The 26,432-nt window shown below is 33.5% G+C and carries 23 protein-coding genes and 1 other RNA gene; 9 read left to right on the plus strand and 15 right to left on the minus strand.

Going from position 1 to position 26,432, the window contains the following annotated elements:
* Positions 1-1,602: DPP IV N-terminal domain-containing protein (locus Q0616_RS11335; protein WP_298777016.1), on the plus strand; the 1,602-nt coding region annotated here is incomplete at its 5' end.
* A gap of 69 nt (positions 1,603-1,671) precedes the next feature.
* On the opposite strand, the gene Q0616_RS11340 is transcribed toward Q0616_RS11335, so the two are convergent.
* The 8 genes from Q0616_RS11340 to Q0616_RS11375 all read right to left on the minus strand — a co-directional run bounded on the left by Q0616_RS11340 (position 1,672) and on the right by Q0616_RS11375 (position 10,400).
* Positions 1,672-3,873 (minus strand): M1 family metallopeptidase, encoded by a 2,202-nt coding sequence (locus Q0616_RS11340; RefSeq protein ID WP_298777018.1) that lies wholly within the window; start codon positions 3,871-3,873, stop codon positions 1,672-1,674.
* Between the two features lie 125 nt (positions 3,874-3,998).
* Positions 3,999-4,610: a DUF4254 domain-containing protein gene (locus Q0616_RS11345; RefSeq protein WP_171623566.1), complete on the minus strand. Its 612-nt coding sequence runs from the start codon at positions 4,608-4,610 to the stop codon at positions 3,999-4,001.
* An 83-nt stretch (positions 4,611-4,693) separates the two neighbouring features.
* On the minus strand, positions 4,694-4,873 hold the full coding sequence (gene tatA / locus Q0616_RS11350; RefSeq protein ID WP_171623567.1) for a twin-arginine translocase TatA/TatE family subunit: 180 nt from the start codon (positions 4,871-4,873) through the stop codon (positions 4,694-4,696).
* A 37-nt stretch (positions 4,874-4,910) separates the two neighbouring features.
* Positions 4,911-6,578: a peptidoglycan DD-metalloendopeptidase family protein gene (locus tag Q0616_RS11355; RefSeq protein ID WP_298777020.1), complete on the minus strand. Its 1,668-nt coding sequence runs from the start codon at positions 6,576-6,578 to the stop codon at positions 4,911-4,913.
* On the minus strand, positions 6,578-7,369 hold the full coding sequence (locus tag Q0616_RS11360) for a DUF4292 domain-containing protein (protein WP_298777022.1): 792 nt from the start codon (positions 7,367-7,369) through the stop codon (positions 6,578-6,580). Before Q0616_RS11360 ends, Q0616_RS11355 begins: the two co-directional genes overlap by 1 nt.
* A 6-nt stretch (positions 7,370-7,375) precedes the next feature.
* On the minus strand, positions 7,376-8,398 hold the full coding sequence (locus Q0616_RS11365) for a sugar phosphate nucleotidyltransferase (protein ID WP_171623569.1): 1,023 nt from the start codon (positions 8,396-8,398) through the stop codon (positions 7,376-7,378).
* A gap of 146 nt (positions 8,399-8,544) precedes the next feature.
* Positions 8,545-8,979, minus strand: a complete 435-nt coding sequence (gene dut / locus Q0616_RS11370; RefSeq protein WP_171623570.1) for a dUTP diphosphatase — start codon at positions 8,977-8,979, stop codon at positions 8,545-8,547.
* Between the two features lie 2 nt (positions 8,980-8,981).
* A complete protein-coding gene (locus tag Q0616_RS11375) occupies positions 8,982-10,400 on the minus strand; it encodes an oligosaccharide flippase family protein (RefSeq protein ID WP_171623571.1) in 1,419 nt (472 codons plus the stop codon).
* Positions 10,401-10,496: 96 nt separating this feature from the next.
* Between Q0616_RS11375 and Q0616_RS11380 the strand changes: the two genes are divergently transcribed.
* From Q0616_RS11380 to Q0616_RS11390, 3 genes are read left to right on the plus strand one after another with little or no spacing between them, the layout of a single operon-like run.
* Positions 10,497-11,498 carry an NAD(P)H-dependent glycerol-3-phosphate dehydrogenase gene (locus tag Q0616_RS11380; protein ID WP_171623572.1) on the plus strand — a complete coding sequence of 334 codons (1,002 nt, stop codon included), beginning with the start codon at positions 10,497-10,499 and terminating at the stop codon, positions 11,496-11,498.
* A 1-nt stretch (position 11,499) separates the two neighbouring features.
* Positions 11,500-11,940, plus strand: coding sequence for a hypothetical protein (locus Q0616_RS11385; RefSeq protein WP_171623573.1), 441 nt, complete (start codon positions 11,500-11,502; stop codon positions 11,938-11,940).
* Positions 11,941-11,942: 2 nt separating this feature from the next.
* Positions 11,943-12,242 carry a hypothetical protein gene (locus Q0616_RS11390; protein ID WP_171623574.1) on the plus strand — a complete coding sequence of 100 codons (300 nt, stop codon included), beginning with the start codon at positions 11,943-11,945 and terminating at the stop codon, positions 12,240-12,242.
* Between the two features lie 75 nt (positions 12,243-12,317).
* On the opposite strand, the gene metG is transcribed toward Q0616_RS11390, so the two are convergent.
* Entirely contained in the window at positions 12,318-14,354 is a 2,037-nt protein-coding gene (gene metG / locus Q0616_RS11395) for a methionine--tRNA ligase (RefSeq protein ID WP_171623575.1), read from the minus strand.
* An 87-nt stretch (positions 14,355-14,441) separates the two neighbouring features.
* Between metG and Q0616_RS11400 the strand changes: the two genes are divergently transcribed.
* The gene (locus tag Q0616_RS11400; RefSeq protein WP_171623576.1) at positions 14,442-14,663 is read left to right on the plus strand and encodes a hypothetical protein; all 222 of its coding nucleotides are present in this window, start codon (positions 14,442-14,444) and stop codon (positions 14,661-14,663) included.
* A gap of 50 nt (positions 14,664-14,713) precedes the next feature.
* Here the strand turns inward: Q0616_RS11400 and Q0616_RS11405 are convergent, their stop codons facing one another.
* The 4 genes from Q0616_RS11405 to Q0616_RS11420 all read right to left on the minus strand — a co-directional run bounded on the left by Q0616_RS11405 (position 14,714) and on the right by Q0616_RS11420 (position 20,114).
* Entirely contained in the window at positions 14,714-17,050 is a 2,337-nt protein-coding gene (locus tag Q0616_RS11405; protein ID WP_298777024.1) for a transglycosylase domain-containing protein, read from the minus strand.
* 6 nt (positions 17,051-17,056) lie between these two features.
* A complete protein-coding gene (locus Q0616_RS11410; protein ID WP_171623578.1) occupies positions 17,057-17,518 on the minus strand; it encodes a gliding motility lipoprotein GldH in 462 nt (153 codons plus the stop codon).
* Positions 17,502-19,160 (minus strand): regulatory iron-sulfur-containing complex subunit RicT, encoded by a 1,659-nt coding sequence (ricT, locus tag Q0616_RS11415; protein ID WP_298777025.1) that lies wholly within the window; start codon positions 19,158-19,160, stop codon positions 17,502-17,504. The genes Q0616_RS11410 and ricT overlap by 17 nt, the downstream gene beginning before the upstream one ends.
* Before the next feature lie 84 nt (positions 19,161-19,244).
* Positions 19,245-20,114, minus strand: a complete 870-nt coding sequence (locus tag Q0616_RS11420; RefSeq protein WP_298777027.1) for an MBL fold metallo-hydrolase — start codon at positions 20,112-20,114, stop codon at positions 19,245-19,247.
* A 118-nt stretch (positions 20,115-20,232) separates the two neighbouring features.
* Between Q0616_RS11420 and gltX the strand changes: the two genes are divergently transcribed.
* Positions 20,233-21,741 carry a glutamate--tRNA ligase gene (gltX, locus tag Q0616_RS11425; RefSeq protein ID WP_225541340.1) on the plus strand — a complete coding sequence of 503 codons (1,509 nt, stop codon included), beginning with the start codon at positions 20,233-20,235 and terminating at the stop codon, positions 21,739-21,741.
* A 54-nt stretch (positions 21,742-21,795) separates the two neighbouring features.
* Here gltX and Q0616_RS11430 read toward each other — a convergent pair whose 3' ends face one another.
* Together Q0616_RS11430 and Q0616_RS11435 are read right to left on the minus strand one after the other, a co-directional pair.
* The gene (locus Q0616_RS11430) at positions 21,796-22,167 is read right to left on the minus strand and encodes a DUF779 domain-containing protein (protein WP_171623582.1); all 372 of its coding nucleotides are present in this window, start codon (positions 22,165-22,167) and stop codon (positions 21,796-21,798) included.
* A gap of 33 nt (positions 22,168-22,200) precedes the next feature.
* Positions 22,201-23,706: an aldehyde dehydrogenase family protein gene (locus tag Q0616_RS11435; protein ID WP_188319351.1), complete on the minus strand. Its 1,506-nt coding sequence runs from the start codon at positions 23,704-23,706 to the stop codon at positions 22,201-22,203.
* A 142-nt stretch (positions 23,707-23,848) separates the two neighbouring features.
* Here Q0616_RS11435 and ssrA point away from each other — a divergent pair.
* From ssrA to Q0616_RS11450, 3 genes are all read left to right on the plus strand, one after another.
* Positions 23,849-24,246, plus strand: a transfer-messenger RNA (tmRNA) gene (gene ssrA / locus Q0616_RS11440).
* Between the two features lie 208 nt (positions 24,247-24,454).
* A complete protein-coding gene (locus Q0616_RS11445; protein WP_284583004.1) occupies positions 24,455-24,598 on the plus strand; it encodes a hypothetical protein in 144 nt (47 codons plus the stop codon).
* A gap of 52 nt (positions 24,599-24,650) precedes the next feature.
* Positions 24,651-26,432, plus strand: a 1,782-nt coding sequence (locus Q0616_RS11450; RefSeq protein WP_298777031.1) for a DNA methyltransferase, incomplete at its 3' end; no start/stop codon positions are given.

A 26,432-nucleotide genomic window follows, 5' to 3' on the forward strand; every position in this document is an offset into this window, starting at 1 on the left:
ATTCACAAAGGAATTTTCATTTCTCCAAAAGGAAATTTAGTTGCATTTTACAAAATGGATCAAACGGTGGTAACTGATTATCCAATAATCGATTGGTCGGTACAACCTGCAGTAAACAAAAACATCAAATATCCGTTTGCTGGAACAAAAAATCACACCGTTAGATTAGGAGTTTATAATCCATCAACACAAAAAACGATTTTCTTAGAAACTCAACCAGAAGTTGACCATTATTTAACTTCTGTTACTTGGTCACCAGACGAAAAACATATTTATATTGCTTTACTTTCTCGTAATCAAAAACACATGGAATTGAATCAATATGATGCTATTTCAGGGAAATTGATTAAAACATTATTCAAGGAAGATGATGCAAAATATGTAGAACCTCAAAATGAATTGCATTTTATTCCAGGAAAATCAAACGAATTTATTTGGTGGTCGCAACGTGATGGTTTTATGCATTTATACCGTTTCAATACAGATGGAAAATTATTGAACCAAATTACAAAGGGCGATTGGATTGTAACAGATCTTGTTGGTGAAAATGCAAAGAAAAAAGAGTTGTTAGTCATGACGACAAAAGATTCTCCAAAAGAACGTCAGTTATATGCGGTAAATTGGGAGAATGGCAAATTACGTAAAATCACTACAGATGCAGGAACACATAATGTTTCAGTTTCATCGAACGGTGAATATATTGTGGATAACTGGAGCAATGATAACACGCCTCGTAAAATTGATGTAATTGCAGCAAATGGAAAGTTAAAACAAAATATTTTAACTGCTCAAAATCCTTTAGCAAATTACAATACGGCAAAAGTTGAAAATATAACGTTAAAAGCAGATGATGGAACAGATTTGTATGGAAAATTAATTTATCCAACCAACTTTGATCAATCGAAGAAATATCCAGTTATCGTTTATTTATACAATGGTCCTCACGCACAATTAATCACCAATCGTTTTCCTGCAACAGGAAATCTTTGGTACGATCATTTAGCAGAAAAAGGCTACGTTGTGTTTACAATGGACGGACGTGGATCGGCAAATAGAGGGTTAAAATTTGAGCAAGCGATTCACGGAAATGTAGGAACAACTGAAATGAATGACCAAATGAAAGGTGTAGATTTCTTAAAAACATTGCCTTTCGTAGATGCAGATCGTATGGGAATTCATGGGTGGTCTTATGGTGGATTTATGACAACATCCTTTATGTTACGTAAACCTGACGTTTTCAAAGTTGGCGTTGCTGGTGGACCTGTTTTAGATTGGACACAATACGAAATTATGTACACAGAACGTTACATGGAATCGCCACAAGATAACCCAGAAGGTTACAAAACATCAAATTTAATTAATCGTACAAAAGATTTGAAAGGTAAATTATTAATGATTCACGGAGCACAAGATCCAGTTGTCGTTTGGCAACATTCGGTTGATTTTGTTCGTGAAGCTGTTAAGAATGGTGTTCAAATGGATTACTTTATTTATCCTGGACATGAGCATAATGTTCGTGGAAAAGATCGTGTACATTTAATGCAAAAAATTACAGATTACTTCGATTTGTATTTAAAACCTGAAAGTACAACAACAAAATAATTTCAAAACTAAAAACCACTTCTTGCGAAGTGGTTTTTAGTTTTATTATTTTTTGTCACTTAAACAATTTTACTTCTTCGTAAACTCAAATTTTTGCCCACCTTCTTCAAATGTGAATGACTTTTTATCTTTTGCAAAAATCAATTCAAGTCCAGCTTGTTCGTTGATAAATGTATTATTTCCTGTATATTCTAAAGGAATATTTTGACCAACAAATGTTAAACTCAACTTACTATTTTCCGAAATCAATAAAAAAGATGCGTCTATTTCCTTATTCGTATATGTTCCTTCATAATCCTTTGGATTAATCTTTTCAATAGGTTTTGCATCAGCCATATTGAATGTGTTATTCTTAAGATCTGTATCAGGTAAGGCACCTTTTGGATCAAGTTGTACAGTTGTCACTTCTTTTGTAGAAGGCACTTTGAATGTCCATTCTGTATTACGCTTCCAAACTTCGATTGGTAGTTTTACTTCTTGCGAAGTTCCATCTTTAAAATTGACTTGAATAGTTGTTGGCATTGGTAATTGACCAAAGTTTTCGACTTTTAAAATCAAGCCTTTTTTATAATCCCCATCTACATATTTTGCACTGTTAATTCCTTGATCAATTGTCCATTTATTCAAGAACCAACCTCTCCAAAACCACGATAATTCTTCTCCCGAAACATTTTCCATCGTACGGAAAAAATCCTCTGGCGTTGGATGTTTAAACGCCCAATATTTAATGTATTGACGCAAAGCTTTATCAAATCTTTCTTCTCCTAAAATCGTTTCACGCAAAATTCTCATTCCAATTCCAGGTTTGTAATACAACAACGTTCCAATATTACGTTCGCGCATATTATCTGGTTGTGTGGTAACAGGTTCTAAGTTTTCGCCAAATAAAAACCCTCCCATTCGTTGCAACGATTGTTTTTTATAGTACTCTCCGTTGTTAAAATTTTTTGTTGAAATATCATTAATAAACGTATTGAAACCTTCGTCCATCCAACCATGAACGCGTTCATTAGAACCTACAATCATTGGAAACCAAATGTGTCCAAATTCGTGATCTGTAACACCCCAAAGGCTTTCTCCTTTCGAGTTCATGTGGCAAAATACAATTCCCGGATATTCCATTCCGCCCTCATTTCCCGCAACATTTGTAGCCGCTGGATAAGGATATTCTGACCATTGTTTCGAATAATGCTCAATGGATGCTTTTGTATATTCTGTTGATCTTCCCCAAGCTGCTTCGCCATCACTTTCTACAGGATAAGCCGAAATTGCCAACGATTTTTGACCACTTGGAAGATTAATTTTTGCTGCATCTAAGATGAACGAAGATGATGAAGCCCAAGCAAAATCGCGCGTATTTTGAATTTTAAATTTCCACGTTTTTGTTCCTTTTGCAACTTTTGTCGATTTGTTTACCTCATCAGCAGAACGAATAATAACGGTTTTATCACTTGATTTGGCTTTCGTCCATCTATTGACTTCTTCTTTCGAATACACTTCATTTTGATTCAATAATTCTCCCGAACCAACCACATAATGAGTAGATGGCACTGTAATATTTGCAGTTACATCTCCATATTCCAAATAGAATTCTCCAGGCCCTAAATAGGGTAATGTGTTCCATCCCATGATATCATCGTAAACAGCCATGCGAGGAAACCATTGAGCCATTGTAAAAATTTTACCATTTTTAGTTGATTCAACACCCATTCGATCTGCACCATAATCTGGTGAAACAAACGAATACTCTACTTTTATTTTGGTTTTACCACCTCTTGCTTTCAAGTGATTCACCAAGTCGATTTGCATGCGTGTATCAGAAATGGTATAGTTTGCTTCCTTTCCGTCTATTTGTACAGATTTGATTTTATAACCACCTTCAAACTGAGAAGTAGCATCACCGTATCGGCTACCAGACATTGGTACTAATGCACTTCCACGAGAGTCTGTTTTGAATAAATTTTGATCCAATTGTAACCACAAAAAATCTAAATCATCAAAACTATTATTGGTATACGTAATCTCCGAAGTTCCAGATATTTCATTTTTTTCTTCGTTCAAACTTACATTCAAGTTATAATCCGCGCGATTTTGCCAATAATTATGACCTGGTTTTCCACTTGCCGAACGAGTTTCTGTTGCGTTATTTTGATAAAAAAAAGGTTTGAAAGCTTCTTGGTAATCGTATTTTGGTTTCTCTTGTTGACCAAAAACTGAAACTGAAAAGAAACTCAAACCTAAAATAAAAGGTTTAAAATAATTTTTTCTCATGTGTTTAATTTTACAGTAACTATAAAAATACTTTTTATTTTTTAGATTCACCGAATAAGTTTTGGGTAAAAAAAAACTCATCTTAAAAAAAAAATGAGTTTTTGTATTTCAGCTAAAAGTGAAATCTATTTTTTATTTGCATAAAGAACAGGATTCAAGTCCTCGTCATTATACATTTTCATTTGTTTGTACACTTTCATGTATTTTTTTCCAGCAGCAAAATCAGCCAATAATTCTTCTATCGCAGTTGATAAATCATGATGTTGTTGGTTCAAAACATCCAATTTAGCTTGACAAGCAGCTCTGTGTTCAGCTGTAGCATCTTCACGTTCTGCTTCTTGCTTCATGTGATACACTTTTAGCGATAAAATCGAGAAACGATCGACTGCCCAAGCAGGAGACTCTGTGTTGTATGTAGCATCTGCTTTTACATCTACATCTGCGTATTGTTGTAAAAACCAGCTATCCACATATTCTACCATGTCCGTACGCTCTTGGTTTGATTTATCAATCCAACGTTTTAAGCTTAATGCTTCAACTGGATCAATTTCAGGGTTACGAATAATGTCTTCTAAATGCCACTGAACGGTATCAATCCAATTCTTTTTGTACAATAAGTGAGCGATTAAATCTTCCTCGCTATATGGATTCTCGATTTGACGATTTACATCATCGTATTGGTGATAATCATTAATACTTTGATTAAAAATTGACCAAGCTTTATCTGTAAATTTCATGTTTTGTATGTGTTTATAAAATAAAAGCATTGTAATCAAAATTGTTCAACTACAATGCCTTTTTATTTAATTAAAAAGATAATTTAATTTTCTTTCTTTTCAGAAGTTGTGTCTTCTGGCTTGTTATCTTCGCGAGTTGCTTTTTTAAATTCATTTAATCCAGAACCTAAACCGCGCATTAATTCAGGAATTTTTTTACCCCCGAATAATAGTAATACAAACAATAGAATTACTATCCACTCTTTACCTCCTAACATTCCCATATTGAATTGATTTTAATGCAAATATATAATTTATTTATTACATTCCCGCTACCCAAAGTGCAGGATTTTGTTTTGTTGTTCCACTCCAAACTTGGAAATTCATCACTGTTTCTCCTTCTCCACTTGTATAAATTGTCCCCAAAGATTGTCCACGTTTTACGTCATCTCCTTTCGAAACACTTACACTTGATAAGTTTGTATAAACTGAATAATAAGATCCATGTCTTACTAAGACAGATTTACCATTTCCAGAAACAGCCATGACAGCTTGTACAACTCCTTCGTAAACAGCACGTGCTTGTGCTCCACGATAAGTTGAAATATCAACTCCACTATTCTGGGTTGTAATATTAGATAAAATAGGATGCGAATTTGAACCAAAACGACTTACGACAGTTCCTTTATCAACAGGCCAAGGTAAACGACCTTTGTTTGAAGAAAACTCTCCTGAAATTCCTTCAGAATCTGGGCGTTCAGCATGTGTTTCTGCTGGTTTTACAGCATCTACTTTTACGACACGTTCTTTTTCTGGAACTTTAGTTACTACTTTTTGTTCTGCTTCTATCTTTGCTTTACGCTCTGCTTCAGCTTTTGCTGCTGCAATCTTACGGGCATCTTCTTCTTTTTGAGCTTTTAATCGAGCTTCTTCTTCTGCCTTACGCTGCGCAATAATGCGTTGACGTTCTTCTTCTGCCTCACGTTCTAATTGCTCAAATTTTGCGACTTCTGTTTTAGCCGTAGAAACAAAACTTCCTGTTGGATGATGTTTAAGATAAGATTGATACGCTTGTTTTGTATGTGCAGAACGTGCAATATTCCATGCTTTTGCATCGTTTTCAATTCTTAAAATTGCAGTACGTGCAGATTTTGCATAATCACCTTTTGGATTATCTCGCAAATATTCGTTGTATGATGCAATCGAATTTCCTCGCTTGGCTTCGTTCCAATCTTTCAAATCTTTTTCTGCTCTAATTTTAGCTTGACGAATTTCTTCTTCAATAATGGCTTTAATCTGAGCATCTATTTGACGTTGTTGTGCTTCTTTAGCATTAATTTCTGCAGCGATTACTCCTTCGTTTTTACGGAATTCTTCAACAGCTTTTTCCTTAGATAAGCGTTCTTTTTCTAAGTTTTGACTAAACAAAGTTTGTTGTGAAAGTACTTTTTCTTTCTCGTCTTTTGCTTTTTCTTTCTGCGCTTTTTTTGCTTGAATATCCGTTTGTTTACCAATAATCTCATTGGCTTGTCCCAATTGGAAAGCGGAATATTTCTCTAAATACTTGATACGACGATATGCCTCTCCTAAACTTTTAGAAGAAAGCACAAAAAGTAATTTATTTTCGACAGATTTATTCTTGTATGCACGAACTAAAACCTGTTTGTATTCTTTTTTAAGCTCAACCAACTCGCGCGAAAGCTTATTAATCTCTAATTGAGTTAAATAAATTTCGTCCTCGATAAAGCGTTTTTCTTTTGATAAATTGTTGACTAACTTAGATTGAACTTGAATTTTTTTCGTCAAATTCTGTACATATTCAACATTTAACTTCGAATTTTTCTTATTAACCTCGAGTTGTTTGTTTAAATTTATAATCTCTTTTTTTAGTTGAGCATTCTGTTTTTGTAAGTTCGCTTTATTGTACGGAACTTGCGCAAACACTGATAATGACAACGTTAAAAGTATCGTTGATAAAACAAACTTCATTATTTTATATCTTTTTTCTTATACCCATCTGGAATAGAGAACGGTGTGTTCGTTTCCTGAAACGTAAAACTATTATATTCCAACTCTACTTGGCGCGTTTTTTTATCTTTTATAATAATTTTAACATTTTTCGGAAATTCCTCTGCGCCAGCTTTTACCCAATTGTTATAAGTCAAATCTACTTCCATCTTGCGTTTTGGATCTTTCAAATGAGCTTCGATTAATCTAAAACCATTGTCAAAAATATAAGTTTGAATATATTCTCCTTCTGTTGGAGAAGCTACAATTGCTTGATTTTTATTATAGGTAATTGTGTATTGATTATTTGCAAAACTTGCTGTGTAATCTGTCGGATTTAGATCAACGAAAACCTTTCCTAACATCAAATTTTGTAATTTTTGATAATCGATAAAACCAACTTTCAATAATTTATTTGCAATAGAAAAATCTCCTTCGTAATACGTTCCTCCGATTTTTTCATAAGCAGCGAAACCGTCTGGTGTAATTAATGAACGAGCACCTGTAAAACCAAATTTTGTTGCATTAACCCATATCTTTTGTCCATTTTTTACAGCAATCGTAGCGTTAGCATCTCCCAAATCTGCTATAACTTTTGCCTTAATCGTCAAGTCTTTGAACGACGATTTTTTAGACAATGTTTGTTGAATAATTTTTGCCGAAGCGGATACAACTTCTGTCTTATTATCTTTCTCAACTTTTGCTAATTTCTGTGTGCTACAAGCTGTTGCAAGTATTCCTAAGCAAAAGATATACGTTAATTTCTTGATCATATTTTATTAAGCTTCGTGTGACTTGAAATCCAATTCAGAGTAATCTCCTAAGCTGATACTACGCGAAACACCAAAATATTTGGCATTATTTCCGATCATTGTATCTGTTAAATTGGCATTACTAATCGTTGAATTTTCTTGAATCAAACTATTGTCAATATTCGAGTTTTCAATAACCGTTCCATTTCCCAATGATACAAAAGGTCCAATTTTTGAGTTTTTAATCACGACATTTTCCCCAATAAAACATGGTTCAATGATTAAAGAATTTTCGATTGTTGCAGTTGCTGAAACGCCTTTAAAATCTTCTTTATCCAAGTTCAACACGCGTGTGTTTGTATCAACAGTAACTGCTTTGTTACCACAATCCATCCATTCGTCAACTTTACCAAGCGTAAATTTATCTCCTGCAGCACGCATATTTTCTAATGCATCTGTCAATTGATATTCACCTCCTTTCTGAATATCATTCTCTAATAAATATTCAATCTCTTTGTATAATTTTTGTCCATCACGGAAAAAATAAATCCCGATAATTGCTAAATCAGAAACAAATTCTTTTGGTTTTTCAACAAAATCCGTGATTACATTTTGCTCATCTAATTTCACAACTCCGAAAGCAGAAGGATTTTCGACTTGTTTTACCCAAACTACGCCATCCGATTCCATATCCAATTTGAAATCTGCACGGAATAATGTATCTGCATATGCAACTACTGTTGGTCCGTCTAAAGCTTCTTTCGCCATCCAAATAGAGTGCGCTGTTCCAAGTGGTTCTAATTGGTGACAAATTGTTCCTTTTGCTCCTAATTTTTCTGCAATCGAAATTAAATCAGCTTCAACTTCATCGCCAAAATCACCAATTACAAATGCAATTTCATCAATTTTTTCTGAACATACTTTTGCGATATCTTCTACTAAACGATGAACAATTGGTTTACCTGCAATTGGAATTAAAGGTTTTGGTGTTGTTAATGTATGAGGGCGCAAACGTGAACCACGTCCTGCCATTGGGATAATAATTTTCATTTTATTTGTAAAAATATTTTTGTTAGATTGATAGTTTATAATTGATAGTTAAATTAATTCTATCTTAGATTCTTCGACAAGCTCAGAATGACAAATTTTCTCTTTTTAATTTTAATGCGATTCTGAAACGAGTCAGAATGATATTTTTATTGTTTTCCTGTACTACCGAAACCACCAGCTCCGCGTTCAGTTTCATTTAAGTTTTGAGTTTCTTCCCATTCAATAGTTTCGTGTTTTGCAATCACTAATTGTGCAATACGCTCTCCATCGTTGATTGTTACAGCTTCATTCGAAACATTTGCTAAAATAACCCCAATTTCACCACGATAATCTGCATCAATTGTACCAGGAGAATTAAGACAAGTTAAGCCATGTTTTAACGCCATTCCACTACGAGGTCGAACTTGCGCTTCATAACCTGCAGGCAATTCGATACTCAAACCTGTTGGAATAAGTCTTCTTTCTAAAGGTTTTAACTCGATTGGAGCATCAATATTAGCTGTTAAATCCATTCCAGCAGATAAAGCTGTTTTATATTCTGGTAAAGCGTGTTTTGAGATGTTAATAACTTTTACTTTCATCTTTATTTTCTTAATTTTTTGAGTGTATTTCTTTCTGCTAAAGCAATAAATGCAATGTACACGATTAGAATTAGATTACCAATAATCAAATTAGAATCAAGCACAAAATAATTTGTCCAACCTAATGCGATTGCAATTCCCATATAAAGTAATATTTTATTGACTTTGTAAGGAATCGGATAAACTTTCTGTCCCCAAATGTACGAAATCACCATCATTACACCATAAGCAATTAAAGTCGTCCATGCAGAAACCATAAATCCATATTTTGGTAATAAGAGGATGTTTAATATAATGGTGATTGCACCTCCAATTAATGAAATTATAGTTCCGATATTTGTTCTATCTGTGACTTTATACCATGTTGAAAGGTTGTAATAAATTCCAAAAAATAAATTAGCAATTAAAATAATTGGAACAATATCCAACGCAATCCAATAAGATGATTTGATAATGAATAGTTGCTTAATCCAATCGATGTTTGCTAATATTCCGAGAATTACAATGTTACAAATAATACTAAAAAAGAAAAGGATATTGGCATACATCTGTTTTGCATCTCCTTTTTTAGCAACTTTAAAAAAGAATGGTTCGATTCCCATTCGGTAGGCTGTAACAAAAAGCGTCATCAAAGTCGCTAATTTATAACATGCTGCGTAGGAACCTGCAGCATCTTCATCAATAAATTGTCGTTGAACTAATTTATCAAAATTTTCGTTCAAAACATAACCCAAACCAGCAATCATAAGGGGATAAGCGTATATAAACATCGTTTTGAATAAAGGTTTATCAAACTTAAATTGTACTTGACGAATCACACCAAACAACAATATAAAACCAAGAATACTTGCAATTAAATTTGAGATAAATGGATATGAAATTGTATTATCAAACCCTAATCCATTCATAACATCAAAAGATACGTAGTACAATAAAACGATGGTTAAAATCGCTTGAAATACGTTCTGAAAAACTTTTATGCTGGAGTATAAAATTGGCCGATTCTTGAAACGAAGAACAGCGAACGGAATAACACAAAGGGTGTCAAAGAAAGCAATCCAACCAAACCATAAAAGGTATTCGGGATGATCGGTGTAATTGGCAAAATCTGCCAAAGGTTGTAAAAAAACATACAACAACACCATCATAACAGATGAAGTTAAAGTCATAAACCAAAAAGATGTATTCAATACTTTTTGATACAAACTTTCTTCTGTAGCATATCTGAAAAATGCTGTTTCGAAACCAAATGTCAAAATCACATTAAGAAATGAGACAGCAGCATACAGCTGACCGAAAATAGAGAAATCTCCTTCTGCAGTTTTACCAATAATAAATGGTGTCAATGCAAACATGATTAATCTCGGCAAAATTGAGCCAATACCATAAATAATGGTCTCACTAAAAAGTTTTTTGTACAAGGCCGTTAAAATTTATACAAAATTGATGTTCTTTTTGTAAAATTCAAAATACCGAAGCTACAAATTAATTAACTTTGTCTGTTCAATACATATATTATGATAGAGTTATCTAATCGTAAAGTTGGATTAATAGGGAATGGAAGCTGGGCAACTGCGATTGCAAAAATGCTGAATAAAAACCTTGAAACTTTCAACTGGTGGGTAAAAGATGAATACGTAAAAGGCCATTTGGAGCGTAATAGACACAATCCAAATTATTTGACTGATGTTGAGTTTAAATCAGAAAAACTAAAAATATCAACAGATATCAACGAAGTTGTAGCCAATTCTGATATTATTTTCATTGTTGTACCATCTATTTACGTAGCCGATTGTTTGAGTAAATTAACTGTTCCGTTAACAGATAAATTTGTGGTAACATCAATAAAAGGAATTATTCCTGATCATTATCAATTGGTCGGACAATATTTGTTTGAAAACTTCGACTTAAAAGAAGAACAATTAGGAATTGTAAGTGGTCCTTGCCACGCAGAAGAAGTAGCATTAGAGCGACTTTCTTATCTAACAATTGCAGCACAAGAAAAAGAAAAAGCACAAATTGTTGCCGATTGTTTAGCGTGTGATTTTATCAAAACAAAGCTCTCAAACGATATATACGGAACTGAATTTGGTGCTGTATTAAAAAACATTTACGCTATTGCGGCTGGTATTGCACATGGTTTGGGCTATGGCGATAATTTTCAAGCAGTTTTGATGAGTAATGCAATCCGAGAAATGAATCATATTCTAAAAACAGTAAGTCCTGTAAAACGTAAAATTAACGATTCTGCTTATTTAGGCGATTTGTTGGTTACAGGTTATTCATTCTTCTCGCGAAACCGAATGTTCGGAAATATGATTGGAAAAGGCTATACCGTAAAATCTGCTATTTTGGAAATGAATATGGTTGCTGAAGGTTATTACGCAACAAAAGGTGTGGCGATAATGAATGAACAATATCAGATAAAAGCACCAATTATCAACGCGGTTCATAAGATTTTATATGAAGGTAAAAATGCTTCGAAAACAATCGAAAAGCTGTCTAAAAAATTAGATTAAGATGATTAAACAAGATTTTATTTCAAAATATATTCAAGAATTAAACAAAACATTGGCGCGAATTATTTCTATGGAGATAGGCAATTCTGACGATGGTTTCTTGATTATTTTCAATCAAATGTTACAATCGTACTACAAAATTGATGACAACAATTTATCAACATTGTTAGAAATCAACGAAGAACGCGATCAGTTTTTGTTAGCAGATGAATTGAAAAAGAAAAATATCTTGTCTTTTATGAAAGCAATCCGAGTGTATATCAATCAAAATAATTCGGAAAAAGCTTTGGCTGCTTATCAGGTTTTAAAACGGATTGAAAGTACACATTCTGGAATTTTTCAATTTCCAACAGAAGAAGATAAATTGATTGCACAAGAACGCAAAATTGTGGAAGAAAAAATGAATGCACGCGATTCGTTTACTTTTCCTGAGAATGTTTAGGGATGAAGGTTAGAATAACTTTTTTTGTTTTATTATCTTTTTTAATAGGATTTTATAGTTGTAGTTTCAAAAGTAAGAAAGAAAAATTTGCTAAGGAATTATTAGAAAAGGTTGAAAATTTTCGAAAAGTAAATAATAGAATTCCAGAGAATGTTAGAGAACTTGGATTGTCAGAAGAAATGGATAGCCCTGTTTTTTATCAAAAAGAAAACGATTCGGTCTATATTATTTGGTATGGATTGAGTATTGGAGAATCAAACGTTTACAATTCTTCAATTAAAGAATGGAAGAAAGAAGGATAAGATAATTGTCAAAATAAAAGCCACTTCGATGAAGTGGCTTTCTAATATCTCAATACTTATAGCTAAAATCTAAGTTTATCCAACTTGCACACCATTTGGCGTTTCTTCTTCTGGATTCACAAACGTTAATTTTCCGTCTGCTTTATCCGCAAATAATAACATTCCGTTCGATTCGATTCCACGAATTTTACGAGGTGCTAAATTTGCTAAAACCATTGCTTGTTTCCCAACGATTTCTTCTAACGTAAAATGTTCTGCAATACCAGAAACAATTGTACGAACATCCATTCCAGTATCTACTTTTAGTTCGAACAATTTATCCGCTTTCTCCACTTTTTTCGCTTCTAAAATAGTTCCTATACGGATATCCATTTTTTGAAAATCATCAAAAGAAATCAATTCTTTTTGAGGTTCTGCGTTTGGGTTTGTCATGTTATTTTTAACTTTACTTTCGTTTAATTTATTGATTTGTGCTTCGATGGCTTCGTCTTCAATTTTCGCAAAAATTAATTCCGATTTCCCTAATTGATGACCTGCTTGAACATATTCATCCGTCGATTCTAATTCGTTCCATGACATTTTCTCTAAGTTCATCATCGCTAACATTTTTTCCGATGCAAATGGAATAAAAGGTTCACCTAACTGAGCTAATGCAGCAGAAATTTGCGTTGCAGCATACATAATACCTTTTACAGCTTCTGCATCATCTCCTTTTTTCCAAGGTTCTTGTGCTTGTAAAAATTGATTTCCAAGACGAGCTAAATTCATATATTCTGTTAGCGCTGCGCGAAATTCATATTTTTCTAAATGATCTCCGATACGTTTTGCAAAATATTTGATTTCTGTTAATTCTTCAAATTCGATTGTTTTTGAAGGAACAATTCCCTCGTAATATTTGTGCGATAAAACCATAACACGGTTGATAAAGTTTCCTAAAATTCCAACTAATTCAGAATTATTTTTTGTTTGAAAATCTTTCCAAGTAAAGTTATTATCCTTGTTTTCTGGCATATTCGCCGTCAACACATAACGCAATGTATCTTGTTGACCAGGGAAATCTTCTAAATATTCGTGCGCCCAAACAGCCCAATTACGAGATGTTGAAATTTTGTCATCTTCTAAATTTAAAAATTCGTTTGCAGGGACATTGTCTGGCATAATGTAATCACCATGCGCTTTCATCATAGTTGGGAAAATAATACAGTGGAAAACAATATTATCTTTTCCGATGAAATGAACTAATTTCGTTTCTTCATTTTGCCAATAATCTTTCCAATTCTTACCGTTTTGCTCCGCCCATTCTTGCGTAAAAGAAATATAACCAATTGGCGCATCAAACCAAACATACATTACTTTTCCTTCTGCACCTTCTACAGGAACTGGAACTCCCCAATTCAAATCACGCGTCATAGCACGAGGTTTTAAACCATCATCTAACCATGATTTAACTTGACCATAAACACTCGATTTCCAATCGTTTTTGTGCCCTTCTAAAATCCATTTTGATAAGAAATCTTGGTATTGATCTAACGGTAGATACCAGTTTTTTGTTTCTTTTTTGATGGGTGTATTTCCCGATAATGCAGAACGTGGATTAATTAACTCTTCTGGACTTAATGTTGAACCACATTTCTCGCATTGATCACCATAGGCATCAGGATTTTGACATTTTGGACATTCTCCTCGAATGTATCGATCTGCTAAAAATTCGTGTGCTTCTTCGTCGTAAAATTGCTCTGTAATTTCTTCCGTAAACTTATTGTTATTGTACAATGTTTTGAAAAAATCTTGCGAAACTTCTCTGTGTTTAGCTGAAGTTGTACGAGAATAAATATCGAATGTTACACCAAAATTTTCTAATGTACTTTTGATGTTTTCGTGGTATCGATCAACAATATCTTGTGGCGTAACACCTTCTTTTTTGGCACGAATTGTAATTGGAATACCGTGTTCATCAGATCCTCCAATAAATGCTACATCTTTTCCTTTACGTCTTAAAAAGCGTGCATAAATATCAGAAGGAACATACACACCTGCCATATGACCTATGTGCAATGGACCATTAGCGTATGGTAACGCTGCTGTAATTGTATATCTTTTTGGATGACTCATCTGCTTATAATCTATAAGCTACAAAGATACGATTTGTTGTTTGTTTTGTTAAAACCTTTTTCTAAATTTATAAGGTAAAACAATTTTATGGAAGAGCAAGTTGACACAACGCCAGAAGATGTAGTCGCAGATACGATTACCACTATATTTACCTATGCCAATTATTTTTTAGTTGCCGCTCTTGTTGTGTTATTAACTTATATGACGATTAGAGATTTTATGAAGAAACAACGCGAAAAAAAATTAGCGCAAGAACGTGATGCTTACAACAATCAGTTTGATAATGAAAACGAAAATAAAGATGAATAAAAATCAAAATAGCCACTCAATTTGAGTGGCTATTTTTGTAATATGAATTGTTATTCTATTTCTTCTTCAGGAATTTCGTAGTTCTCTCCTACGCTTTCGCTTCCACTTCCTTCGATTATAGGTCCTGGATCATAGCTTTGATCATACTGATGGAACCCATAGGTATTTGAACAATCCCAATGCTTTTCGATATCCTTAGGCTTATCAAATTTATCTCCAGCAGTTACACCAAATTTTCCTCCTTGTTTGTACACATCTTGCATATAGTAAGCCCAAATAGGTAAAGCCGTATTCGCTCCTTGCCCTGTTGCTGTACTTGCGAAATGTGCAAATCGATCTTCTGCTCCGACCCAAACTCCAGTTACTAAATTAGGCGTTAATCCCATAAACCAACCATCCGAGTTTTCGTTTGTTGTTCCTGTTTTACCAGCAATCTCAGCAGTTAATCCATAACGGTTTCTCAAACGAGCACCTGAACCTCTGTCTACAACACCTTTCATCAAATCAATCATCGTGTAAGCTACATTTTCATTGACTACTTCTCTGGTTTGAGGCGTATAATCTTTGATCACTTTTCCTTGTTTATCTTCTATTCTTAAGATTAATTGTGGTTTAATGTAAATTCCTCCATTAGCAAAAGCACTCATCGCACCAACCATTTCGTATAAAGACAAGTCGGCAGAACCTAATGCAATAGTAGGATCATTAACGATTGGCGATTCAACTCCTAAATCTCGTGTCATTTGAATCACAGGTTCTGTACCTGTTTGCATAATCAAACGAGCTGCAACAATATTGGTAGAATAAGCCAATGCCGTTCTCAAATCTTGAGAACCTCCATAGCGACCGTTTGCATTACGAGGAGACCAATTCCCTGGGATTCTTTCGTTCGAAACGGTATGACAAGGCGTTAATCCCAATTGATTAATCGCTGTTGCATAAACAAATGGTTTGAACGTAGAACCTACTTGACGACGAGCTTGTTTTACATGGTCAAATTTGAAATAATCCCAATCTATACCACCAACCCAAGCTTTGATTGTTCCGTCTTTTGGATCCATCGACATCAAACCTGCTTGTAAAATATGTTTATGATATTCGATAGAATCCATTAAAGTTTTTCCTTTTTTATATTGAATTCCGTTCCATGTAAAGAACTTAACAGAATCTCGGGGCGTTGTGAAAACGGTTTCTATTTCTGCTTCCGACTTCCCTTCTGCTTTCATTTTCTTGTACAAATCTGTACGTTGCATAGATTGCTTGAAAATTCTTAATCGTTTATCTGCAGAAATATTATAAAATGGTGCTAAACTTCGTCCTCTTTGTTCTCCAAAAAATTGATCTTGCAAAACTTTCAAATGTTTTTTAACAGCAGCTTCAGCTAAAGCTTGCATTCTCGAATCTAATGTGACATAAATTTTAAGACCATCTTTTTCAAGGTTATATGATTTCCCTGTTTCTTTCTCATATTCAACCATCCATTCTTTAATCTCTTTTCTTAAAGCTGATTTGAAATAAGCTGAATGCGATTCGTCTTGTTTCATAATATCTTGCTTATCTGTAACTAAAGGAGCTAATTTTGCTGCTTCACCTTCAGCTTGAGAAATTTTATTGTATTTCATCATTTGATCCAATACAAGATTTCTCTTTTCTTTCGAAACTTCTGGATATTTTACAGGATTATAAGCAACTGGATTTTGAAACATCGAAACTAAAGTTGCGGCTTCGTCTAAGTTTAATTCTTTTGTTGTTTTATTAAAATATACCTTAGAAGCAGATTCAATTCCTTTTGCACCATAAATAAAATCGAATTTATTAAAGTACATGGCAATAATTTCTTCTTTCGTATATAACTTCTCTAATTGTACAGAAGTCACCCATTCTTTTAACTTTTGTATAACACGTTTTACTTTGTTAGAAGAAGGATCTTTTGTGTACAATTGCTTTGCCAACTGTTGTGTAATCGTAGATCCACCACCCGAATCACCACCCGATGTGATTGCACGCGCAGCGGCTTTAACGTCTACGCCAGAGTGATCAAAGAAACGAATATCCTCTTTTGCTAATAAAGCATCTACCAAATGTGGTGGTAAGTCTTTGTAATCAATCGGAGTTCTTCGTTCTGCTTCGAAACGATCTAATAAAACGCCATCAGATGAAATAATTTCTGACGAAACATAAATATCAGGATTTTCTAAATCACGAACATTTGGAATTTCACCTAACCATCCGTTAGAGGTTGCCCAAAATATGCCGAAAACTCCTATTATTGCGCCAAAAAATAGTACCCAAATGGTTACAATTATTTTTTTAGCAAATGAAAAGCTATTGAACTTCTTTTTTGCTTTAGAAGTTTTGCTTGTTTTAGTATTTTTATTGTTTTCCATTCTGTATTATTCAGCTTTATCAACAATCAAACTAATGTCTTCGATTCCTTTCAAATTCTTTGTTCGCATACCTTGCCAAACTTTTAGTTGATAGCGACCAGAGTCTTTTATTGGTAAATTTTCGCGGTAAACCAACATCATTTCTTTTGTTGTCATTCCTTTTCCAATCCAACTACCATCAGGATTTGCAATGTAATACTGCAAAGTATCAATCATTTCGTTGCCTTTTGGATCGATGAATTTCGTGAACAAATATAAGTTACTATATTCATACGACGTATTATTTCTTAAGACAAATCCAATGTTAACAGCCGATGGTTTAGGATCATTTACCTCAAACGTAAACGTTTGAGGTTGATTACTTTTCCATTCATCTTTCACATCTTTTGTGTCTTGATAATAATGTTTTGCTTCGCAGCTAAACAACAAAAAGACTAAAATAAAAAGCAAACTACTGTTGCGTATCATCTGGTTTTGGTCCACGATTAAATCTTTTTTTATTTCGATTTTTCGATTTATTTGGATTCGGTTGAGAATTATTGGTTTGATTCTCCTCCTTTGTTTTCGGATTTTGCTCAGTATTTTGTGTATTTTGCTGAGGCTGTTTTTTAGGTTGTTGAGTTAACTGATTAGCCTGATTGTTTTGTTGGCTATTATTGCTCGGATTATTCGGTTTTCGCTTTTGTTGATTGCGATTGCGATTATTTCCTTGCGGTTTTTGTTGATCAGTATTAGGTTGAGCTTGTTGCTCATTCGCCTGAGTTGGCTTACGCTTCTCTTTTGGCTGATTTGATTGCTGATTCGGATTCGAATTTTTATTCGGTCTTATTTGATTATTCTTTTTCGACTGATTTGGATTCTTACCTTGTTTATTTTCAGGACGATTCGTTTTATCTTTTGCTTCATTAGGCTGTTTTTGTTTTGCCTTCTGAGGTTTTAGATTATTCGCATTAGCAGCAACTTTTTCGTTTCCAGAATTTTGATTGTTCTTATTAATTCGTTTACGTTTTTTGTTCTGTTTTTCTTTGCGTTCAAAACGTTCTAATGAATCTTCTCCAATAACATCAGAAAAATCTGGTTTTGATTCTTCTACATTTTTCGCTAAGTCTTCTAAAGGCTGGGTTTTTTTACCTTTAGCTGTCATCGCTAAAAATTCTTGAATATCATCTACAGAAAATTTATACCATATAATTCCACCTTTGTCATAAGCAAACCACATTTCTTTCTTGAAAACATCTACTTTCACACAATGTGCCCAACCTTTTTCAGTTTCAAATCGACTCTCCATTGATGGAAAATGATTCAATGCATCTAAATATGAATCTAATTCAAAATTTAAACAACATTTTAGTTTCCCACACTGTCCAGCTAATTTCTGAGAATTGATTGATAATTGTTGATAACGTGCTGCAGCTGTACTAACAGAACGGAAATCTGTTAACCAAGTTGAACAACATAACTCGCGTCCACAAGAACCAATCCCTCCTACTTTAGCAGCTTCTTGACGGTAACCAATTTGTTTCATCTCTATTCTTACGCCAAATTTACCAGCGTAATCTTTGATTAATTGACGAAAATCGACACGTCCTTCTGCTGTATAATAAAATGTAACTTTCGCTCCATCTCCTTGGTACTCAACATCACAAATTTTCATTTCCAAATTAAGGTTTTTAGCCATAATTCGAGAATCTACCATTGTTTGTTTTTCTCTATCACGAAACTCTATCCAAGTTTCGATATCTTTTTGGTTCGCTTTACGATAAACCTTTTTGACATCTTCCGCAGTCCACGAAAGATTCTTCTTTTTCATTTGGATTCTAACAAGCTCACCCGTAAGTGTAACAACCCCGATATCATGACCAGGTGTTCCTTCAACAGCGATTACATCGCCAATATTTAGAGATATGTTGTTTTCGTTTTTATAATAAAACTTTCGATCGTTTTTGAAACGAACTTCCACAAAGTTGAACTTTTCTTGTCCATTAGGAAGTTGCATATTCGATAACCAATCAAAAACTGATAATTTTCCGCAACCATCAGTGCCACAAGCACCATTATTGTTACATCCTTTCGGAAGGCCATTAGAAGTTCCACAAGATCCACATCCCATGCTTTTATATTTTTTTAATGACAACACAAAGGTATGAAAATATTTTTCTGAATTTGTGAAATCATTTCGGTTAAGTTTTCGAATTTAAATCGAATCAAAAACTTCTGAAAATGAATAAGTTTGATCTAACCTAATACCTTTCTCGGTTAATTTTAAGGTTGCCAATTCATTGACATGATCGTGTTCAAAAAACAAAATATAATCATTTTCAACTGCTTTTTTCAAAAAAGCATCTTTTTCTTCTAATGTTATTAAAGGTCGTGTATCATACCCAATCACATAAATTAACGGAATATGCCCTACAGTTGGGATTAAATCTGCGATATACACTATTTTTTTTCCTTTATAAGTGATGATAGGCAACATTTGTTTTTCGGTATGACCATCTACGAATAGAATATCAAAACCAAGCGGAGAATTTTCTAATATTGAACCATTTTGTGGTAAATCAATAAAATTTAATTGTCCACTTTCTTGTAATGGTACTATATTCTCTTTTAAGAAAGACGCTTTTTCTCTCGGATTTGGATGTACTGCCCAATCCCAATGATTGGCATTCGACCAAAATTTTGCATTTTTGAAAGAAGCTTCCAGATAATCTTTCTCTTTGTTGTACTGAATTGCACCTCCACAATGATCAAAATGTAGATGTGTTAAAAAAACATCCGTAATATCGTCACGATGAAAACCGTGTTTCGCTAAAGAATTATCCAATGAAAAATCGCCCCATAAATAATAAAACCCAAAGAATTTTGCATCTTGTTTATTTCCTATTCCGGTATCGATTAAGATTAATCGTTCGCCATCTTCTATCAACAAACAGCGCATGGCAAGATCTATCAAATTGCGGTCATCAGCAGGATTTGTTTTATTCCAAATAGATTTCGGAACGATTCCAAACATGGCACCTCCGTCTAATTTAAAATTTCCTGTTTCTATCGTATATAATTTCATAATTTGTGGTTTCTAAAATTGTTTCAATGATTTAACGAAGATAAAAAAATAGAATATTATTGAAATAAATATCCAATATAGTTTTGAACAGCTTAAATTTGCAAAAATTTTGATTACAATGGCAAAAGAAGTTCGTGTAAGATTTGCGCCAAGTCCAACAGGTGCTTTACACATCGGAGGAGTCCGTACAGCGTTATACAATTATCTTTTCGCAAAACATAATAATGGGAAATTCTTATTAAGAATTGAGGACACAGACCAAACACGTTATGTAGAAGGTGCTGAGCAATATATTATTGATTCGCTGAAATGGTTAGGTCTAACACCAGATGAGGGCGTTGGTTTTGGAGGAGATTTAGGACCTTATCGTCAATCAGAACGCAAAGAAATCTACAAAAAATATGTAGACGAATTGTTAACGAATGGAAAAGCGTATTATGCATTTGATACAGCTGAAGAATTAGATGCAGCTCGTGCAAAAGCAGAAGAAAATAAAGAAACTTTTATCTATAATTGGTCAACAAGAGGAAACTTAAAAAACTCGTTGTCGTTGACAGAAGCTGAGACAACAGAATTAATTGAAAATGAAACACCTTATGTTGTTCGTTTCAAAATTGATGATTCGCGTACAGTTCTATTGGATGATATGATTCGTGGAAAAATCTCGATTGATGCCTCTACATTAGACGATAAAGTATTGTTCAAATCAGACGGAATGCCAACCTATCATTTAGCAAATATTGTAGATGACCATTTGATGGGAATTACACATGTGATTCGTGGTGAAGAGTGGTTACCATCTATGGCGTTGCACGAATTATTATATGATGGTTTTGGTTGGGAAGCACCTCGCTTTGCTCATTTACCATTAATCTTGAAACCAGAAGGAAAAGGAAAATTGAGTAAACGTGATGGAGACAAACACGGATTCCCTGTATTTCCAATGGAATGGAAAACTGAAGAGGGAATTGCAAAAGGATATAAACAAGAAGGCTATTTTCCAGATGCGGTATTGAATATGTTAGCCTTATTAGGTTGGAATTCTGGAACAGATCAAGAGATTTTTACGATGGATGAATTAATTCAATTGTTTTCATTAGAAAAAGTTTCGAAATCAGGCGCTCGTTTTTCTCCAGAAAAAGCAACTTGGTTCAATCATCAATATTTACAACTAAAATCTGTTGAAGAATTATTACCATCTTTTGAGGAAGTTTTGAAAGAAAATGGAATTGAAGCAGACGCTTCTCTGGATGCAAAAGTTGTAGAATTATTAAAAGAAAGAGCAAATTTTGTAAAAGATATTTTCGATCAAGGACAATTCTTTTATATAGCTCCTACATCATACGAAGAAAAAGCGTCTAAAAAAGCGTGGAAAGAAGATTCGAAAGAGATTTTGAATAAATTTATTGAAGTTTTAAATTCGTCTGAATTTGATGCTGAAACACTACACGATGCGATGGCTAATTTTGTTACAACTCAAGAAATTGGGTTTGGTAAAATTGGAATGCCTTTACGTCTTAGTTTAGTTGGTGCGTTACAAGGACCTGATGTTCCTGTAATTATGTCAATTTTAGGAAAAGATGAAACTATTGCTCGTATCAACAAGGCAATTGAAGTTTTAGGATAATATTATTTCTATCATAAATACAAAAGCCATTTGCATTGCAAATGGCTTTTTCTATTATAAATTGATTTTGACATCTTCTAACCGACCAAGTTCATCTTGCGTAAAAAGCGTATAATTAACTTTGAATGTTTTTCCAAGCGGAACTTCTAACGAAAATCCTCCTGCTCCAATTGCTTCAATTACATCTAATTCGAAATGAGCATATTTCCAATATTCAAATAAATCTTTATCCACCCAAAATTCGACATTGTCAATCTCTCCAATACAAACATCTTTATAACGAAGATAATATTCGCCTTTTCTAAAACATTGCGGCTGTGTTCCTTCACAACAACCACCAGCTTGATAAAGCATCAAATCACCATACTTTTCTTTCAATTCTTGAAGAAGATTTTTCGCTTTTTCTGTTGCATCCACTCTTTTCATATTGTTTTTTTTAGATGATTTGATCATGTTCTATTAAAAGAATCCTAATTTCTTTTTACTATAAGAAACTAACATATTTTTTGTTTGACGATAATGATCTAACATCATTTTATGATTTTCGCGACCAATACCTGACAATTTATATCCACCAAATGGAGCACCTGCAGGATAGCTATGGTATTGATTTACCCAAACACGACCTGCCTGAATTGCTCTTGGAACTTGGTACAACTGATGTGCATCTCTTGTCCAAACTCCGGCACCTAATCCATAAATCGTATCATTGGCAATTGCAATCGCTTCAGCCTCATCCTTAAAAGTAGTTACAGCTAAAACAGGTCCAAAAATTTCTTCTTGGAAAACACGCATTTTATTATGACCTTTTAACAAAGTTGGTTTGATATAGTATCCGTTTTCGATATCTCCTTGTAAATGATTCGCATCTCCACCTGTTAATACTTCTGCACCTTCTTCTTTACCAAGTTTAATATAACCTAAAATTTTATCATATTGAATTTGTGATGCTTGAGCACCAATCATTGTTTCTGGATCAAGTGGGTTTCCTGCTTTGATGGCGTTTACACGTTCTACAACTCGAGCAATAAATTTCTCGTAAATAGATTCTTGAATTAATAAACGAGAAGGGCATGTACAAATTTCACCTTGGTTCAAAGCAAACAATACAGCTCCCTCAATCGCTTTATCCAGAAAATCATCATCATGATCCATTACCGACTCAAAGAACACATTAGGCGATTTACCTCCTAATTCTAATGTAACTGGAATAATATTTTCTGTTGCATACTGCATTACAAAACGACCTGTTGCAGTAGAACCCGTAAAAGCAGCTTTAGATACTTTCGGATTTGTAACCAATGCACGACCTAACTCACTTCCAAAACCATTCACAATATTCAAAACGCCTGGAGGCAATAAATCGCCAATGATTTCAATTAAGAATAATATTGAAATAGGTGTTGATTCGGCTGGTTTTAATACGATACAATTCCCCGCAGCTAAAGCTGGAGCTAATTTCCAAACAGCCATTAAGATTGGAAAATTCCAAGGAATAATTTGCGCCACTACACCAATTGGTTCATGAACAATAATCGAAACTGTATCTTTATCAAGTTCATTTAAAGAACCTTCTTCAGCACGAATTACAGAAGCAAAATATCTGAAATGATCAATTGCTAAAGGAATATCTGCATTTAATGTTTCGCGAACAGGTTTTCCATTATCATATGTTTCTACAGCAGCAATATCTTGTAAATGTTGCTCCATTCGATCAGCTATTTTATTTAAGATTAAACTCCTTTCTGTTGCAGAAGTTTGACTCCAAGATTTAAAAGCTTCGTGTGCTGCATCAACAGCTAAACTTATATCATCTTCAGATGAATGTGCAGCTTGTGTGAAAACTTTTCCTGTTAATGGTGTCACAACATCAAAATATTTTCCTGATTTTGGTGCCGTAAATTTTCCATTAATATAATTGTCATAGTGCGCTTTGAAAGCTGGTAGATTTACTAAATTTGACATATTTATGTGATTTTAAATTTTTTACTTGTTCTAATTTAAAAATTTATATTGAATAAGTATGTTTAGAAAAAGTTAATTCTATTTGGTATAAAATTTGTACATTTGGCATCCGTCAATTATTGAATTGACCATTTACTAAAAAGGGGCTGACTGGTTTTGACAGCAGGGTCAATGGGTAAGTAAGCATGTAGTGATAGGTTGTGTACTCACTTTAATCAGGCACTTCAACTTTTTAACTGGCAACGAAGAGTACGCTTTAGCTGCATAATTCTGAATTTTAGTAAGAATTCGCCACGTCTATACAAGGTATAGAAGCTGAATGTTCCTCAAAAGCCTTGACTTACGGCGTTTGATAAAGGAACACGGGAAAGTAAGAATAGAAACCTTAGTGCATCGGATAGGTTTCGAGATTTTAGATGATAAGCGAATGACAGAGTGTTTGTTCTCAGGATTTCGTCGAAAATTAAGAATAGACTAAACATGTAGAAAGCTTATTTGTTGCTTGTTTGGACGCGGGTTCGAATCCCGCCAGCTCCACAAAAGCAACTTTTAGAATCACTAAAAGTTACAAAAAACCCTCTAAAATAGAGGGTTTTTTTATGTCCATACTTTTTGGATTGATATGAAAATCAGTGAAAAATAGCTATTTCATCCCCTAATTCATCCCCTCGTATATCAGCTTTAATCCCGCTTATAGAACGGAATTTAAAATATGAGAACGATTTTACACTTTATTAAAAACTCATGAATGAAGGTTAACCTATTTTACATAATAGTAGATTTTTTGAGAAAGGATATCGAAGTAGATAATATTGTTTTGAATGAATCTGAAATTGATAGTTTAAACTCTTTCGAAAGTATTTGGGATTGGTATAAAACAGAAACTCTATAATAATTTGTAAATTTGAAATCAATACACCAATAAGTTAACAACTAACTTTTAAATGAAAAAATCAGAAATTCAACAAAATCTACATACTTTATCTCAAAACATTGAGCAAGAAAACTTTATTTATGATTTCTTAGCCTCATTTGGGTTGTCTAAAACTACAATAACTCGTCTTAAAAAAGGAGATTATAACCTTTCTAAAGTTGATGGAGAATTATTTTACAAAGGAAAAATATTTTTCAAAGTAGAAAAAGAAGCTAATCTTTTAAACCTGATTGATGAGTTAGCAAAAGACGAAAAAATCAAGAAACAAAAACCTCGTTTTATTGTTGTAACTGATTTTAAAGATGTTTTAGCTGTTGACACCAAATTAGGAAATAATAAAGAGTTTCCGATTGAAGAATTAGGTGAACAAACTGATTTTTTTCTACCACTTTCTGGTGCCGAGATTTACCGCGTAAGTAATGACAACAAATTAGATCGTGATGCAGCGTATAAGTTAGGCGAATTGTATGATATTTTGGTAGTTGACAATCCTGATTGGATTGCACAAGGAAGTCATCAATTAAATATCTTCTTATCGCGTTTGTTATTTTGTTTTTTTGCAGAGGACACGGGAATATTTGAAGTGAAAAGTATTTTTACAGAAACACTTGCAAATAACACCAAAAAAGATGGTTCTGATGTTGATTTATTTTTAACGACACTTTTCAAAAAATTAAATACTCCTGATAATCAAGGAAGTTTTGAACCTCATTTTGATAAATTCCCGTACGTAAATGGTGGTTTATTTCGTGATGATATTCAATGTCCTAAATTTTCGACTAAAGCTCGTCAAATTCTTTTGGATTCGGGCGAATTAGATTGGTCCGAGATTAATCCTGATATTTTTGGTTCGATGATTCAGGCGGTTGCAGATCCAGCCGAACGTAATAATTTGGGAATGCATTATACTTCGGTTGTTAATATTCTGAAGTTAATCAAACCTTTGTTCTTGGATGATTTGTACGAAGAGTTTGAGAAAAATAAAGGAAAAATAAAAGGATTAGAAGCTTTATTGGATAGATTAGGAAAGATTAAATTTTTTGATCCTGCCTGTGGTAGTGGGAACTTCTTGATTATTACCTACAAAGAATTACGAAATCTCGAAATTCAGATTATCAAAGAATTATTAGATCTGAATGCTACTCAACGTAAAATCTATTTTTCTGAAATTAAACTTTCTCAGTTTTATGGAATAGAAATCAAAGATTTTGCACATGAAATGGCGATACTTTCGCTTTGGTTAGCAGAACACCAAATGAACCAAGTATTTGAGTTAGAGTTGTTAGATTACGGAAAATCGAATCCTATTTTACCGCTTAAAGAAAGTGGAAACATAACTGCTGGGAATGCAGCGCGTGTTGATTGGGAACAGGTTTGTCCTAAAAAAGAAAATGATGAAATCTACATTATTGGTAATCCACCTTATTTAGGAAGTAGAAACCAAGATGCAGAACAAAAATCAGATATGGAATTGGTCTTTAAAAAAGACTACAAAAGTTTAGATTATGTATCCATTTGGTTTTACAAAGGTGCTAAGTATATTGAAGATATAAATGCGCAGTTAGCTTTTGTATCTACAAATTCTATTTGTCAAGGATTATTGGTTGCATTGACTTGGCCACGTATTTTGACAGATAAATTAGAAATTAGTTTTGCATACCAATCGTTTAAATGGATAAATAATGCCAAAGGAAATGCTGGTGTTACAGTAGTCATTATAGGCTTAAGAAACACATCTTCAAAGGTAAAATTATTATTTTCTGATTCAATTGCTAAAGAGGTTAAAAATATC

Source organism: uncultured Empedobacter sp. (genome assembly GCF_937930195.1).
Lineage (GTDB): Bacteria > Bacteroidota > Bacteroidia > Flavobacteriales > Weeksellaceae > Empedobacter > Empedobacter stercoris.

What these genes read in the sequence shown, in the direction of transcription:
- Q0616_RS11340 (WP_298777018.1), bottom strand. Translation starts at nt 3,873, where the DNA reads ATGAGAAAAAATTATTTTAAACCTTTTATTTTAGGTTTGAGTTTCTTT.
- Q0616_RS11345 (WP_171623566.1), bottom strand. Translation starts at nt 4,610, where the DNA reads ATGAAATTTACAGATAAAGCTTGGTCAATTTTTAATCAAAGTATTAAT.
- tatA (WP_171623567.1), bottom strand. Translation starts at nt 4,873, where the DNA reads ATGGGAATGTTAGGAGGTAAAGAGTGGATAGTAATTCTATTGTTTGTA.
- Q0616_RS11355 (WP_298777020.1), bottom strand. Translation starts at nt 6,578, where the DNA reads ATGAAGTTTGTTTTATCAACGATACTTTTAACGTTGTCATTATCAGTG.
- Q0616_RS11360 (WP_298777022.1), bottom strand. Translation starts at nt 7,369, where the DNA reads ATGATCAAGAAATTAACGTATATCTTTTGCTTAGGAATACTTGCAACA.
- Q0616_RS11365 (WP_171623569.1), bottom strand. Translation starts at nt 8,398, where the DNA reads ATGAAAATTATTATCCCAATGGCAGGACGTGGTTCACGTTTGCGCCCT.
- dut (WP_171623570.1), bottom strand. Translation starts at nt 8,979, where the DNA reads ATGAAAGTAAAAGTTATTAACATCTCAAAACACGCTTTACCAGAATAT.
- Q0616_RS11380 (WP_171623572.1), top strand. Translation starts at nt 10,497, where the DNA reads ATGATAGAGTTATCTAATCGTAAAGTTGGATTAATAGGGAATGGAAGC.
- Q0616_RS11385 (WP_171623573.1), top strand. Translation starts at nt 11,500, where the DNA reads ATGATTAAACAAGATTTTATTTCAAAATATATTCAAGAATTAAACAAA.
- Q0616_RS11390 (WP_171623574.1), top strand. Translation starts at nt 11,943, where the DNA reads ATGAAGGTTAGAATAACTTTTTTTGTTTTATTATCTTTTTTAATAGGA.
- metG (WP_171623575.1), bottom strand. Translation starts at nt 14,354, where the DNA reads ATGAGTCATCCAAAAAGATATACAATTACAGCAGCGTTACCATACGCT.
- Q0616_RS11400 (WP_171623576.1), top strand. Translation starts at nt 14,442, where the DNA reads ATGGAAGAGCAAGTTGACACAACGCCAGAAGATGTAGTCGCAGATACG.
- Q0616_RS11405 (WP_298777024.1), bottom strand. Translation starts at nt 17,050, where the DNA reads ATGGAAAACAATAAAAATACTAAAACAAGCAAAACTTCTAAAGCAAAA.
- Q0616_RS11410 (WP_171623578.1), bottom strand. Translation starts at nt 17,518, where the DNA reads ATGATACGCAACAGTAGTTTGCTTTTTATTTTAGTCTTTTTGTTGTTT.
- ricT (WP_298777025.1), bottom strand. Translation starts at nt 19,160, where the DNA reads ATGGGATGTGGATCTTGTGGAACTTCTAATGGCCTTCCGAAAGGATGT.
- Q0616_RS11420 (WP_298777027.1), bottom strand. Translation starts at nt 20,114, where the DNA reads ATGAAATTATATACGATAGAAACAGGAAATTTTAAATTAGACGGAGGT.
- gltX (WP_225541340.1), top strand. Translation starts at nt 20,233, where the DNA reads ATGGCAAAAGAAGTTCGTGTAAGATTTGCGCCAAGTCCAACAGGTGCT.
- Q0616_RS11430 (WP_171623582.1), bottom strand. Translation starts at nt 22,167, where the DNA reads ATGAAAAGAGTGGATGCAACAGAAAAAGCGAAAAATCTTCTTCAAGAA.
- Q0616_RS11435 (WP_188319351.1), bottom strand. Translation starts at nt 23,706, where the DNA reads ATGTCAAATTTAGTAAATCTACCAGCTTTCAAAGCGCACTATGACAAT.
- Q0616_RS11445 (WP_284583004.1), top strand. Translation starts at nt 24,455, where the DNA reads ATGAAGGTTAACCTATTTTACATAATAGTAGATTTTTTGAGAAAGGAT.